Annotated in this window: 14 protein-coding genes and 1 pseudogene; 9 read left to right on the top strand and 6 right to left on the bottom strand. The window is 42.8% G+C overall.

The window, feature by feature from the left end:
* Positions 1-50 precede the first annotated feature (50 nt).
* Positions 51-701: pseudogene (locus AACT52_RS07145) on the top strand (trypsin-like peptidase domain-containing protein); the annotation flags it as partial.
* Positions 702-763: 62 nt separating this feature from the next.
* Here the strand turns inward: AACT52_RS07145 and AACT52_RS07140 are convergent.
* Both AACT52_RS07140 and AACT52_RS07135 read right to left on the bottom strand, forming a co-directional pair.
* Positions 764-1,324: a thermonuclease family protein gene (locus AACT52_RS07140; RefSeq protein ID WP_073636418.1), complete on the bottom strand. Its 561-nt coding sequence runs from the start codon at positions 1,322-1,324 to the stop codon at positions 764-766.
* Between the two features lie 64 nt (positions 1,325-1,388).
* Positions 1,389-2,774 (bottom strand): RNA-guided endonuclease InsQ/TnpB family protein, encoded by a 1,386-nt coding sequence (locus tag AACT52_RS07135; protein WP_073636420.1) that lies wholly within the window; start codon positions 2,772-2,774, stop codon positions 1,389-1,391.
* A 58-nt stretch (positions 2,775-2,832) separates the two neighbouring features.
* Here AACT52_RS07135 and AACT52_RS07130 point away from each other — a divergent pair, with 58 nt between their 5' ends.
* From AACT52_RS07130 to AACT52_RS07110, 5 genes are all read left to right on the top strand, one after another.
* Positions 2,833-3,015, top strand: coding sequence for a hypothetical protein (locus tag AACT52_RS07130; protein ID WP_073636417.1), 183 nt, complete (start codon positions 2,833-2,835; stop codon positions 3,013-3,015).
* 230 nt (positions 3,016-3,245) lie between these two features.
* Complete coding sequence (locus AACT52_RS07125) at positions 3,246-4,355, top strand: precorrin-8X methylmutase (RefSeq protein WP_233154241.1); 1,110 nt, start codon at positions 3,246-3,248, stop codon at positions 4,353-4,355.
* A 373-nt stretch (positions 4,356-4,728) separates the two neighbouring features.
* Positions 4,729-6,093, top strand: a complete 1,365-nt coding sequence (locus AACT52_RS07120; protein ID WP_073636415.1) for a glycoside hydrolase 100 family protein — start codon at positions 4,729-4,731, stop codon at positions 6,091-6,093.
* A 433-nt stretch (positions 6,094-6,526) separates the two neighbouring features.
* Entirely contained in the window at positions 6,527-6,994 is a 468-nt protein-coding gene (locus AACT52_RS07115; protein WP_073636414.1) for a DUF4870 domain-containing protein, read from the top strand.
* Positions 6,995-7,080: 86 nt separating this feature from the next.
* Positions 7,081-8,178, top strand: a complete 1,098-nt coding sequence (locus AACT52_RS07110) for a Gfo/Idh/MocA family protein (protein ID WP_083630815.1) — start codon at positions 7,081-7,083, stop codon at positions 8,176-8,178.
* Positions 8,179-8,568: 390 nt separating this feature from the next.
* Here the strand turns inward: AACT52_RS07110 and AACT52_RS07105 are convergent, their stop codons facing one another.
* The gene (locus AACT52_RS07105; RefSeq protein ID WP_198941118.1) at positions 8,569-8,706 is read right to left on the bottom strand and encodes a hypothetical protein; all 138 of its coding nucleotides are present in this window, start codon (positions 8,704-8,706) and stop codon (positions 8,569-8,571) included.
* Between the two features lie 290 nt (positions 8,707-8,996).
* On the opposite strand from AACT52_RS07105, the gene AACT52_RS07100 reads away from it, so the two are divergent.
* The 3 genes from AACT52_RS07100 (at position 8,997) to AACT52_RS07090 (ending at position 11,782) form a co-directional block, all read left to right on the top strand.
* Positions 8,997-9,242, top strand: a complete 246-nt coding sequence (locus AACT52_RS07100; RefSeq protein WP_073636412.1) for a DUF7219 family protein — start codon at positions 8,997-8,999, stop codon at positions 9,240-9,242.
* A gap of 135 nt (positions 9,243-9,377) precedes the next feature.
* Positions 9,378-9,683: a hypothetical protein gene (locus AACT52_RS07095; RefSeq protein ID WP_073636411.1), complete on the top strand. Its 306-nt coding sequence runs from the start codon at positions 9,378-9,380 to the stop codon at positions 9,681-9,683.
* Positions 9,684-9,817: 134 nt separating this feature from the next.
* Positions 9,818-11,782, top strand: coding sequence for a heavy metal translocating P-type ATPase (locus tag AACT52_RS07090; protein WP_073636410.1), 1,965 nt, complete (start codon positions 9,818-9,820; stop codon positions 11,780-11,782).
* Between the two features lie 206 nt (positions 11,783-11,988).
* Here the strand turns inward: AACT52_RS07090 and AACT52_RS07085 are convergent, their stop codons facing one another.
* The 3 genes from AACT52_RS07085 to AACT52_RS07075 form a co-directional block, all read right to left on the bottom strand.
* On the bottom strand, positions 11,989-12,441 hold the full coding sequence (locus AACT52_RS07085; protein WP_073636409.1) for a type II toxin-antitoxin system VapC family toxin: 453 nt from the start codon (positions 12,439-12,441) through the stop codon (positions 11,989-11,991).
* A complete protein-coding gene (locus AACT52_RS07080) occupies positions 12,441-12,704 on the bottom strand; it encodes a hypothetical protein (RefSeq protein ID WP_073636408.1) in 264 nt (87 codons plus the stop codon). The genes AACT52_RS07085 and AACT52_RS07080 overlap by 1 nt, the downstream gene beginning before the upstream one ends.
* A 44-nt stretch (positions 12,705-12,748) precedes the next feature.
* Positions 12,749-13,463 (bottom strand): Rpn family recombination-promoting nuclease/putative transposase (locus AACT52_RS07075; protein ID WP_143173010.1); only part of this gene is annotated, 715 nt, incomplete at its 5' end.

Below are 13,463 nucleotides of genomic sequence, written 5' to 3'. Positions count from 1 at the left end.
GCTAAATCGAAGATTATAGCGCGGGTCTTATAGCCCCCGAACCCCCACTAGATAAAGTCCGACAGGGGCAATGGGCGATCGCTATCGGTAATCCATTGGGTTTACAAGAAACCGTAACTGTTGGCGTCATTAGTGGAACTGAGCGCTCTAGCGTAGACATCGGTATACCGGATAAGCGTGTTGGTTTTATTCAAACTGATGCCGCAATCAATCCTGGCAACTCCGGTGGACCATTGTTAAATGCCAAAGGTGAAGTCATTGGCATTAATACTGCCATCCTTAAGGGAGCACAGGGGCTTGGCTTTGCGATTCCCATCAACACTGCAAAAGCGATCGCCCAGCAGCTCATCGCCACAGGGCAAGTTCAACATCCCTACATTGGCATCCAGATGGTGGCTCTCAACCCGCAAGTTAGGCAGCAAATCAACAATGCTCCCAACAGCAAGATTCAAGTTGAAAATGACCAAGGAATTTTGGTTGTCTCTGTTGGAAGAGGTACCCCAGCAGCAAAAGCAGGACTGCAGGCAGGTGATGTGATTGAAGCAATCAATAGCGAACCAGTGACAAAAGCAAACCTGATTCAACGGCTTGTAGACAAAGCTGGAGTCGGCGGCAATTTGCAAATGGACGTTCGGCGAAATGGACAGACTGTGGCATTAACAGTCGAACCTGAGCAACTTCCCAACATTCAAACTCGCTAACTTGTCCAATTTTTCTATCTCACTCGCAAGAAAACGGCTGTAAACTGGTAGCGATAATCTATTTACTTGTACAAGCTGCGATACTCCCAAGGCTTGACAAATTTAGAATCACTCCACACTCCTCGCCGATTTTCTCTTGCTTGGATTTCGGCTTGTTGAATGATGTCTTTACTCGGACACTTATTTAAATAAGAACGGTAAACAAGCGCTAACCCCTCACGCACTAATACTTCTTGGATAAAAGTCCCATCAGGCAAACGGACTTCAGCCACTTTGCGCCCGTAGCGATCGCTGTCAACAATATTCAATTTGACGCGATCGCCTCCTTGTTTCACCAGTTGCTGTACTCGTTCTTGCGCCTTTGCACCCCAATCAAATTGATCGAGAGCAAGGGAACTTTTACTTTGCTTTTCCTTTTTGGTGTGCGGAATTTCCGGTGCATCTACACATGCAAAACGTACATTGAAATTGTCTCCCTTAGAGTCTTTCACCGCGAGAGTATCGCCATCACTAACTCTTTGGACTAAGTCACCAGAGGGAAAAATTCGATCACAGCCTATCAAACCAAAAATGAGGATAGCTGCACAAAGCCAAACAGGCACCTGTTGAGTTAGTTTCACAATTCTAAATGACTATATTTTCTGTCCAATGATATTGACATCTCCCCTCACTGGAAGCAAGGGGATTCTAAACTGATGTTGGCACTGGGTGAAGCACCCCGTAGCAACGTTTACGATATGATTTATTTAATCGCGTAAACAAATCAATTCGTTGTGGCACTGTCAAAGATGCCCTACCCACCTCGGCTAAATTAAGTTTTAGCTGTGTGGCTACTTTTCTGGCAATATTAGCCGCACCATTGCAATCTGCATTGATGATGTGACCATCACGGCTTTTGTATAATCCACGTTTTACCCTTTGACCTGACGGTTTCCAACAGTCGGGTTTTTCACCATGCTTGTAGAGGCTATCGCCATCCAGGTAAGACGCTTTTGAGGTATATGCTTCCTCAGTGATTGTGAGTACAATTCCGTATTCTGGACAAAGTTGTTTCAACCTTTTAATCAGTCGTCCTGTGGGAATAACCACAAAGTTTTGATTCCCACGCTTGCCCATATTGGAACCATTTTTCTGACCATCGTTCCAACCGATGACCAGATTACCAATGCGGTCATTAAGACACTGGTTGATAATGAACCGTGCTGCTTTATTAACGGCATCCCGCATCTGGTTGTTGCGTTTGCGTTGTACTCGGTCAAGGTTAGAGTCCCAGTAGAAATCGGACTTTCCTTGTTTGTATTTTGCGACTAAACGGCAGTAACCTTGATTCGTTGATTTCAACTTGCGTCCATCAATAATCAGACTTTTCCCACGAGTCGAAACACCCGTTAGCCAGTTAGTTCCGCCGTGGTCAAAACTCCAAGCTTGGGTGTAATCAAGGTTAGGGTTATGGTCAACTGGTTGCTTACCATCATCAATAACCCAATCAATCCACAACTGACCAAAACAAGGACGCACTGTCACTTCCTTAACCCAGCCTGAATCTATGAACTCAGGCAATTGCAGGGCTATCTCAGTCAGCAAATGAGGTTTGGTATCACGGCTAATTGATGGGTAAAAACAACTATCTTTGTAATTGAGTGCTTGACGCGGGAAGGTTACACTCGCAAGTCCACCACGTTTTCTGTACTTTGGTAATGATGGTCTATCAACCTCACCTTTGTAGTAAGCGTTAACCAATCCGTTATAACTAGCTATTGACTCACCAACAGTTTTAAGCGTTTGTTGTGCTGACTGTGCTGCAAGCGCTTTGTAATGTGGATTATCCTTAAGAACCTTGTCTAGTTCTGGGTAGGTCGTGCTGCACTTGTAGGTCTTCCAACCGTAGCGCAATTCGTCACGATGCCAGTACGTTGTGAATGCCTCAGATTGTTGTTCAAGTTTGCTGTAATGAGTTTGTCTAGTGTGGTAAATTGCTGAGTTTCTCAAACTATTAGCGTGTTCACACTGATTAATCCAAAACGCTAATTCTTCGTCGCTAAAGTTTGCTCTAACTGGAATAGTCCGATACAGTTGACTCACCTTTTGTTGCTTTGCTAGTATCAGATTAGTTTACCCGGAACTTCTAAAGATGTCAACAGGAAAAGGAATAAAAAGAATAAAAAATAACCCTGTCTTTTACGCAGAGTTAAAAAAAGGCCATGAGATTTCTCTTACTGATTATTCGTGGAATAAATTAAAAAATTTAGCTAAAAAGAAGGGATTAAGCGCTAGCGAATATGTTGAGCAATGGTTAAGAGACACTGCGGACTAAAGTCCAACGCGAGCGGATTTCATCCCCGCAGCTATTGCCTAGGGGTTCTCATCCTCCCGCACTACCTTGATAGCAAAACGAAGGAAGTTGAGGTTCAGGAGTTCTTGGCTCATGATTTTAGCTAGTAGCGGTCAGAAGCCCCACATCGCTGTAACAGATGATAATGCGGGATTTGCTAGTTTCAACACAAGATATAGTGTATGGTGTGGGGCTTCTTTTGGTTCAAGCTAATGAGTAAGAATCTAACCATCAAAGAACTGACCGAAGCAGTGGAAGGCAATGTAACTCCCCGGATGGTGCGGCATTACCATCAATTGGGGTTACTCCCTCAACCAGTGCGATCGCCTAGCAACTACCGCCTTTACACAAAGAATGATGTTATCAGGTTGCAACGCATCGTAGCACTGAAGCAGCAAGGGTTCCAACTCAACCACATCCGCCAAATTCTAGAAGTGGAACCATCAAACGATACAACTCCTAGTTTAATGGTGCAGCTTCAGCAACAATATCAGGCAGTGATGCAGCAAATTTCACAATTGCGGCAAACAGCATCTGCATTGGAAGGGTTATTGGGGCGCGATCGCGATTGTGAAATCATGCAAGCCGAAGTCTTGGCACAACTGAAGTTATTAGATGTAGAAACAAAGGCAGGACTGGGAGGACTGGAAAAACTTTGGAGTGGGTTGGATGCTCAAGTTCATGCTCATCCAGAAGCTTTTGCTGAATCCTTGCAACGCTTACTACCAGACCTTTCTCACCGTTCTGAAATAGAACAAGACCTGATTTCAAAGCTCGTTTTAGCTTGTGGAGATGTCAGTTTGGCGTCGTTTGTCAGGTTGAGTGATCAGGCGATCGCCACAAGCCGTGAAGCCCTCAAATCAGGTTGTCAGGTTGTTGTGGATATCCCAACGGTAGGTGCTGCTTTAGATATGACGAGATTAGCTCATTTGGGATGTCGCGTGGAAACATTAATTGATAACCCCCACATCACGACAGCCACAGAAGCAGAAAAAGCATTTTGGCAGCATCAGGAATGGCGCGAAAAATTACACCAAGTTTCCCCAAATTGCATATTGGTGATTGGCTATGCTCCTAGTGTGCTGCTGTCTGTATGTAAAGCTATTCAAAAGCAGGAAATCGCTCCTGCGTTAGTGATTGGTATGCCTGTTGGCTTTAGTCATGCTCCCGCGGCTTCGCGACAACTGATGCAATTATCCGTGCCTTTTATCACAATTCAAGGGACTTTAGGTGGTGGATTATTAGCTGCTACTGCCCTGAATTCTTTAGTTGAATCACTGATTGAGAAACCTGATTGTCATTGTTATTTGAGCAGGACTTAGTACTGTAAATGACAAAAGTTTGTAGCGAATATAGCAATTCTAAATCATCAGCCGTAACGAATTCACTTTATTTCTGCCGACTTAATTAACAGATTTTTTCATTATTCCATAACAAACAAGTACCATAAGCAGTATTTTATTGATTTCTAATTCCTCATTCTCTAGAGTGATTCACTACTCCTTTAGATGGGCAAATTACATCCCTAGATAGGGTGCGTTATAGTGAGCGTAACGCACCAGAATTCATAAGAGCCATTTGTAAATGCTTTGGTGAGTTAGAACAAAGTCTGTAACGCACAATCTTCAAGATAGTATCAGCGTTAACAGACGTAGAAACCCTTTGGGTATTAGTTTTGGAGAAGGCGATTTTTTTATGAAAAAGCATGACTTAGTGTCAGAAGCTAGGACACTACTTGAAAAATCCATTATTTATTATCATGGTCGTCCGATTGGTACAGTAGCTGCTATAAACCCGGGGTTAAGCGTGCTGAATTATGACCAATGTTTTGTTCGTGATTTTGTCTTATCAGCATTAGCTTTTTTGAGCAACAACCAACCAGAAATTGTACGCAACTTTTTGATAGAAACTCTTTCGTTACAAAGTCATGAACCAAACATTGACTCTTTTAAACCGGGTCCAGGACTCATGCCAGCCAGCTTTAAAGTTGAACTACAAGATAGAGAAGAATATTTAGATGCTGATTTTGGAGAACATGCTATTGCTAAAGTTCCACCTGTTGATTCCTGTTTGTGGTGGCTTATCTTACTGCGGGCATATGTGAAAGCAACAGGTGATATTTCACTTATTCATCAAAGGGAATTCCAACAAGGAATCAAATTAATTTTACAAATGTGTCTTGTCCATCGGTTTGCCATGTATCCGACGATGTTGGTTCCTGATGGCTCTTTTATGATTGACCGTCGTATGGGTGTTTACGAACATCCTTTAGAAATTCAAGTACTGTTCTATGCAGCTTTACGTGCATCTAAGGAACTGCTTTCAGCTAATGAAGAAAATGCTTCTTGCATTTGTGGTGTTAATCAACGTTTAGCAAGCCTGACTTATCATCTGCGACAATACTACTGGATTGATTTGAATCGCTTAAATGAAATTTATCGATTTAAGGGTGATGAATTTGGCAAAGAAGTAGCGAATCGATTCAATATTTATGCTGATTCAATTCCTACTTGGTTAACTGAATGGCTTCCAGAAACTGGAGGTTATTTAGCAGGTAATCTCGGTCCTGGACGCATGGATTTTCGGTTTTTCACTGTAGGAAATCTCATGGCAATCATCACTTCTCTTGCCAGCAAGCAGGAATCTGAGTGTATTATGGATTTAATTGAGCAACGCTGGAGTGATTTGGTGGGATATATGCCCATGAAAATCTGTTTTCCAGCACTTGAAGGTATGGAGTGGAGACTCATCACCGGATGCGATCCAAAAAATATCGCTTGGTCATATCATAATGGTGGCAATTGGCCTGTTTTACTTTGGTTACTAGTAGGTGCGGCTCAAAAAACCAATCGTTTAGAACTTGCCTATAAAGCCATTGAGCTTGCAGAAAATCGCTTAATGCGAGATGAATGGCCCGAATACTACGATGGTAAGAATGGTCGATTGATTGGCAAAGAAGCAAGAAAATTTCAAACCTGGACTATTGCTGGCTACTTAGTAGCGAAAGAAATAATTTCAAATCCCATGTATTTAGAATTAGTATGTTTTGATTTTGATTAAGAACAACTAGTAAATAGATGCAGAACTGTTTAAAGTTGCTCAATTTCGTTGTATAATTTATAGTCTGCATAATAGCTTGATAAAAGGGTTTCCATCCCTCGGCTTCCTTGGTTAACTCAAAAGCTAGTGAGCAAGGTGGTTTGCTTTTCAATTAGCGTTCTTTGCTTTTCTTGATTCAGAAACAGCGGATGACCAGAGGGTAATTGCTATCATTCTCACAACAGAGGGACAGCAACAGCCTGACCAAGTGGTAAGTTGCTCAGATTTCCTGCTAGAGGCTATCACGCTCACTTTCAGAAGCCACAGTCTTGCAAAACTACAACAAAGCGCGAAAATTAAGACCGAGAACTTCTGAGTTGAAATTTTGCTTGGCTTTTTTTGTATATGATACGGTGGATAATTGTTCAACAAATCCACCGCAAAATAAAAAGCCATGAGAGATAATCCCAAGCAACAAATCCGTATATGGGCAATGTTGTGCCATTTCTCGGCTTTGTCGTGGATACCACTAGCTAGCTTATTATTTCTCGGTATTCCCTTATATTTGCCGTTTTTGAATATTGTGGGACCATTGATAATTTGGCATTGGAAAAAAACACAATACCCTTGGATTGACTTCCAAGGAAAAGAATCTTTGAATTTTCAACTATCACTAACAGTTTATGCTCTCATTGTAATAGTTGCATCATTATTTCTGGTTTTAATAACTTGTGGTATTGCAGTCACGACAAATGTGAGTGCAAAGTATTTAGAAACAGTTTTTAATAATTTAATAACTGCTCTTGGTGTATTTATTTCAGTCCTAATGGTATTACAATTAACTTTAGTGAATATTGCAGCAATTAAGGCTTACAAAGGTCAACATTATCGGTACCCTTTCACAATTAGATTTTTGAAATGAGAAAAACTATAAGTTAGAAATATAATTTTGCTTCACTCAAGACTGGTATAATTCAGACAGTCACATTATAAGGAATTAATTTAGCTGTGATTGGCGTTGCAGTTGTTGGTACGGGATTTGGTCAGAAAGTCCACATTCCCGGATTTCAGGCTTATCCTCACACAGAGGTCGTTGCTGTTTATAACCGAGATTTAGATAAAGCCAAAGCCATCGCACAATCCTACAATATTCCCCACGTTTGTAACACGATAGCAGATATTGTCGGACTACAAGAAGTACAAGCAGTTAGCATTTCCACACCACCATTTTTGCATTATGAAATAGCAAAAGCAGTGCTGCAAGCTGGGAAACACGTATTACTAGAAAAACCCACAACCATGAATGCAGCCGAAGCTAAAGAACTATATGAGTTAGCAGGGCAAGTAGGTGCGATCGCGGTTGTAGACTTTGAATTTCGCTTTGTACCCGGATGGCAATTATTTTCTGAACTGTTGTCAGAAGGTTATGTGGGTTCAAAGCGCTTAATCAGAATAGATTGGTTAGGTTCTTCTCGTGCTGATGCTACACGCCCTTGGAACTGGTATTCTCGCAAAGACCAAGGAGGCGGTGCATTGGGATCTTTGGGTTCTCACACTTTTGATTATATTCACTGGCTGTTTGGTCCTGTACGCAAATTAAACGCCCATTTCAGTACCGCTATTCCCCAGCGACTAGATCCCAACACTGGAGAATTCAAGCCTGTGGAAACGGATGACACGTGTCTATTGATGTTAGAGTTGGCGGATGGGACACCTTGCCAAGTTTCCATCAGTGCCGTGGTTCATGCATCGCGTACTCATTGGATAGAAGTTTATGGCGATCGCGGTACTTTAGTATTGGGAAGTGAAAATCAAAAAGATTACATACATGGGTTCCGTGTTTGGGGTTCTCAACCAGGAAAACCGCTGACGGAAATAGAAATTCCCAATCGCTTATTATTTCCCAAAAATTACTCTGATGGTCGCATTTCTGCGTTTATTAGAGTCATAGACCAATGGGTGCAAGGAATTGAACGCAAGCAGGAGATAGTTCCATCATTGCGAGAAGGGGTTTATTCGCAGTTATTGATGGATTTCTCCCATGAATCTAATGCCACATCAACTTGGGTAGATGTACCAAGCTTGGAAGAATTTCTGGCTCACTAAGCGGTTGACCATTCAAGTTGCACGAAATGAGCGGCGTTGTTTGCTCTTAGGTATAAGTAGTTGAGAATGCCGCAAGATGTTAAGCAAATTTGCGCTTTGACTCAAATTAGTTTGAGTAAGATGTATACAACATCACAAATTTCCGCTTTATATCTTTTGGAGGGCGTCCGATCACTTGTTTTCAGAGGAAAATATAAACGTCACAGGAAACCTGTTTTGGCAAACACCGTTAACCCCGACTTGGTCGGGGTTTTTGTATTTGACAGTCATTAATTATTAACGCTGTTTGTGGAAGTTAAGTTTGGGGTGTAGTAAACAATTCCAGCTTTTTGCCTACTGTCTATTTTTCCCCACCCTTTCAAAGAAAAGTGCTATGTAAATTGTGAAAAATTAAGATTTTACGCCTTTGGGATGGTGTGAAATTGCTTGACTCAAATCAAAATACAATACAACACTGGAATACGCTGCATACAAGAAAGCACCGCATACCCCGACGACATCGGGGTATTTTTTAGATATTGGCTTCATTTTTTCTCTTACTTCATAGTGTCATTCTCAATGACATTGCCCCTTGCATCATAAATTTTAAGCAGACGACGATTATAGTTAACTCTAAATGGATCTTCGATTTCGTCAAAGTCCAGTTTTTTGGACAATGACCCTCTACCCGTTTGGAAGGAAGGCTTCCAGACCTTAAGTTTACCCTTAAGTTTTTCGCTAAGTTATCCATCTTCACCCCAAACCAGCTGGAAGAAACCGAAACTTAGAGATAAGGATACGTCAAGACCACACAATTGAGTCAGCCAAAGGGGTGGGTTATGAAACAACAATTAGACAATAACTTTCTTTTTCCTCTGCATCGCTATCATGGTAAGTTCACACTAGAAGCTTTAGCATTCAACGCCAATCTACAAGAATTTGCAACACGTATCAGCTACATCTGCAATTTACAGACTAATGGTAAGCTCTCTCCAGAAGAGTCGTACCAGCAAATTAACGCACTCTGGGAACAGGTAAAACACAGCTATTCAGCACTAGGGATTGACACACATGGAGCGGATTAATTGACGAGGAGATTTACTCCTTATCAAGAAAGTTACAGTGAATTTATCCCTTAAATCAACAGCTATCGATATTAAAGCCAATTTAATGCTTTTATCTCTTATTCCAACAATTTGAAACAACAGGAAGCAAAGATTATGAAACGTCAACTAGTTGGATTAGTTGCTTGTGCCTTAACAACAACTACCGCCTTAAGTGCATTTACTAAACCTGCCAAAGCAATCTCAGTGGGAGAAGCGCTGGGAATTGCAGCAGGCGGAGCCGCAGCCGGGATTCTCATCAATAACCAAGTCAAAGCCCACCATCATAGCTACCAACCACCGCAGGCTGAGTATGATAGGGGCTTGCGGGATGGCGAAGAACGACTGAAGTACGATAACCCTCGCCACTCTTCAGCTTATGACCGGGGATATGAAAATGGGATGCGTGAAAATTCTTATTAAGGTGTTTACTGACCACTAACCATTTGATATCAGCGCAGGTTTCTTAAGTTGTCACGAATTCACTCCTCTAGAACCTTGACATTGACATTAATGTCAAGGTTTAGCGTGAGAGAGTGTCTGCTGATTTAACTCTCATGCTCTACCCACAACGTTTAACCCAATTTACTAAAGAACATACAGAAGCTGTAGCAGCAATCCTTTGTGGAGTGCTGTTATTTCTGGGATGGTTTGCCTTACATCTTAATTTTTTGGGATGGGCGCTGCTGCTGTTACCCGCGGCTTACGTCATTGGTGGCTATGAAAGCGCCCGTGAGGGACTGACTACCCTCATCAAAGAAAAAGAACTGGATGTAGATTTGCTGATGATTGTGGCGGCGTTGGGTGCTGCTATTTTGGGCTTGTGGCAAAGAGAGTACCACTTAATTATTGATGGGGCAATCTTGATTCTGATCTTTGCCATTAGTGGGGCGTTGGAAGGCTACGCTATGCAAAGGACGGAGCGGAGTATTCGCTCTTTGATGAGTTTGACACAAGACACAGCAACAGTTTTGCGTTCCGGAGGCGAAGAAGTAGTTCCTATCAACCAGCTTAAGGTAGGAGATGAAATTGTTGTCAAACCAGGGGAACTCATTCCCACCGACGCAGTGATTGTTTCTGGTTTCAGTACCATCAATCAAGCCGCCATTACAGGAGAGTCTTTACCTATAGAGAAAACGGTGGGTGAGGAAGTCTTTGCAGGTACAATCAACGGCTATGGTGCGCTCAAGCTCAAGGTGCATCAACCACCGGAAAGTAGTTTGATTCAGCGTGTGATTCGCCTGGTAGAGCAAGCACAAACAGAAGAACCTCCTTCTCAACAGTTTATCGAGCGATTTGAACGGGGGTATGCGCGCTTTATTGTGGTAGCTGGGTTATTGCTGGCAATTTTGCCGCCATTTGTCTTAAATTGGGATTGGGAAACAACAATTTATCGTGCTCTTACCTTCCTGGTGGTCGCTTCTCCCTGTGCGCTGATGGCTGCAATTATGCCAACGCTGCTGTCTGGAATTGCCAATGGGGCAAGACAAGGGATTTTGTTCAAAAATGGTGCCCAGTTGGAAATGATGGGTAAGGTAAGAGCGATCGCCTTTGATAAAACAGGGACTTTGACAACGGGACAGGTGCAGGTTTTCAAGGTCATTCATCTTGGTGGATACACGGAGCAAGATGTGTTGAAGGTGGCTGCATCTGTAGAATCCAGTTCCGAACATCCCATCGGCGAAGCTATTGTGCAGGCGGCTCGTGATTTAAATTGGTCGAGAGCAGTTGAGGTAAAAGCTATACCAGGACAGGGAATTGTGGGTATGCAGAACCCCACCCCCAACCCCTCCCCGCTTGCGGGGAGGGGAGCCGCAGGCGGGGTGGGGTCACACCAACAGGTGATTGTGGGGAAAGCGGATTTTGTCCAGCAGTATGTGATAAATTTACCGGATGAATTGAAGGAATCGGCTCGCGGCTTAGAGGAGGAAGGAAAAACGGTCGTTTGGGTTGCACAAGGAGAAGAGGTGCTGGGTGTGATTGCGATCGCAGACTCTATTAGAGCAGAATCAGCAAGAGCGATCGCCCGCTTGAGAAAGCTGGGAGTTGAACATATTGTGATGTTAACTGGTGATAACGAGCGAACTGCTCACAGCGTTGCCCAAGCAGTTGGCATTGACAAGGTGTATGCAGAACTGTTACCAGAAGATAAGCTTCATGTTATCCGTCGTTTACAGCAAGAGTATAAAACCGTGGCAATGGTGGGGGATGGTATCAATGATGCCCCAGCCTTAGCTCAAGCATCTGTAGGTATTGCGATGGGCAAAGTTGGCAGTGATGTCGCATTGGAAACCGCAGATATAGTACTGATGGCGGATAGGTTGGAGAAAATAGAAGCAGCGATGCGTTTGGGTAAAAGAGCGCAGGCGATCGTTAAGCAGAATATTACCATTGCTTTGGGGTTCATTGTTTTGCTCTTAATTGGCAATTTTCTTGGAAGTGTGAACTTACCCATCGGGGTGATTGGACACGAAGGTTCTACTGTGATTGTCACCCTAAGTGGTCTGCGATTACTGAAATAATACATATGTAGTAAGCGCTTTAGCGCTAAAATGCTTACTACGAAGCCCTTAAATCAAAAGTAAAGTTTTTCTCGTTCCTTGCCTCTGGGAAGGGATGCATAACTTGAGGCTCCGCCTCAATATAATTATAGGGAGGCGGAGCCTCCTAGTAGGCATTAATTTCAGCATATTCTCGACCTCTTGACGGCTTAACTGTTGGAAATTTGTCACTCAGTTGTGATTAATGTTTGTGGATGCACTATCACAATCCCTTCCTTATTCCTAAAATCGTCAATGTTGAAAGTCAATAAATGCGTTATCCCATGTGCTAACATGACAGCGATTAACCTGACATCATGAACACGCTTACCCATCACGTTGTTAGCAGTTACATAATTCAACCAATTGATAAATATTTGCGGAGTCTCCTCAAGCAGTGGAAACTGACTCACAATTTGCTCTACCTCAGTACGGGTTTGTTCAGCACTCAACCCCAAACCATTAACCTCAACTGGACGGGTAGCGACAACCCAAAACTCAATAATATTTTGACTGGTGATATAAACTTGATGAGCTTGCATGAGGAGTTTTGCAGTTGCTTCACCAGCAAGCAGATGGGTAGGAGAGTTTCCATCACTCATCCGCAACAAGATATTCGTATCCAGAAGATAAGCAACCATTACTCGTATATATTCTCTCGCCGCAATGCTTCATCGGGTAAATTAGGACCCTCCTTGTGGCTGAGTACCCATTGCATTAAACCTTCAGCCCGTTCTTCAGATGTGGCAGTTACCCAGAATGGTTGAGGGTTGCTCTGTGGGTGTAAAATTAACCTACCATTATTCACTTCAACCACAAAGCGTGTGTTGGGCTTTATCGCCTCAAGAATTTTGGAGGGCAAATGCAGCACACCATCTTCGTTGATTTCAACAATTGGATTCATGAATGTTACCTTTGGGTTATTTATGGCTGTAGTTGTAGTCTACTTCACGACTGTTGCTGCGCTATCTGCCTAACTGCTTCTAAATCAAGCTGAAGCTGTTCAGCGATTTGTTCTACAGTCAATCCAGCTTTTAACAGCAGCGGAACAGCAGCTAACTTACCTTCTGTGATCCCAACTTTTCGACCTTCTTCTCGTCCTTCTTCTCGTCCTTCTTCTCGTCCTTCTTCTAATGCTTCCTGGTAAACTCTAGTCTGCTTGAGTGCGCTTAATTTCAGCATATTCTCGACCTCTTGACGGCTCAACTGGGGCAATTTGTACACTATAATTGTCTCGATTAAATCTATTATTGCTTGGCTAGACAATCTGTCTGCAATTTCCTGCTTTGCTTGGTCGATGAGTTTTCTAGCGCGATTGACGGCGTTTTCTTCTGGTTCTACCACTAACTTGACAATCCCAATACCCAAAGATTGATCAGCTGTTGAGTCTAATTCATCGACATAAACGCGCTGTACTTTAGAACTTTGTAGCAAAACCTGATAAAGTCTGGTTTCATCTGGTTCTAAGCTTCGCTTGGGATAGATAATAACGGCGTACCAATCGTAAGTGGATGGATTTTGGTCTAAAAACAGAAACAGTTCCGCAAACACTCGATGATAGAGAAATTCATCTTTTTGAAACTGCACCTCACAGAAATATACTGTTTTTTGATACTCCCCACGGCTAAAAGCCGGGGGATTCTTGAAGAGTCCACAAACGAAC

It is taken from the genome of Scytonema sp. HK-05 (genome assembly GCF_963872035.1).
Classification (GTDB): Bacteria; Cyanobacteriota; Cyanobacteriia; order Cyanobacteriales; family Nostocaceae; genus Kalymmatonema.
The sequence above is the reverse complement of the archived record's forward strand: the minus strand, read 5'-3'. Positions and strand labels throughout refer to the sequence as shown.

Coding starts and splice junctions, on each gene's coding strand:
- AACT52_RS07085 (WP_073636409.1), bottom strand. CDS start 12,441: ATGGTTGCTTATCTTCTGGATACGAATATCTTGTTGCGGATGAGTGAT.
- AACT52_RS07095 (WP_073636411.1), top strand. CDS start 9,378: ATGAAACGTCAACTAGTTGGATTAGTTGCTTGTGCCTTAACAACAACT.
- AACT52_RS07120 (WP_073636415.1), top strand. CDS start 4,729: ATGAAAAAGCATGACTTAGTGTCAGAAGCTAGGACACTACTTGAAAAA.
- AACT52_RS07115 (WP_073636414.1), top strand. CDS start 6,527: ATGAGAGATAATCCCAAGCAACAAATCCGTATATGGGCAATGTTGTGC.
- AACT52_RS07090 (WP_073636410.1), top strand. CDS start 9,818: ATGCTCTACCCACAACGTTTAACCCAATTTACTAAAGAACATACAGAA.
- AACT52_RS07100 (WP_073636412.1), top strand. CDS start 8,997: ATGAAACAACAATTAGACAATAACTTTCTTTTTCCTCTGCATCGCTAT.
- AACT52_RS07105 (WP_198941118.1), bottom strand. CDS start 8,706: ATGAAGCCAATATCTAAAAAATACCCCGATGTCGTCGGGGTATGCGGT.
- AACT52_RS07130 (WP_073636417.1), top strand. CDS start 2,833: ATGTCAACAGGAAAAGGAATAAAAAGAATAAAAAATAACCCTGTCTTT.
- AACT52_RS07080 (WP_073636408.1), bottom strand. CDS start 12,704: ATGAATCCAATTGTTGAAATCAACGAAGATGGTGTGCTGCATTTGCCC.
- AACT52_RS07125 (WP_233154241.1), top strand. CDS start 3,246: ATGAGTAAGAATCTAACCATCAAAGAACTGACCGAAGCAGTGGAAGGC.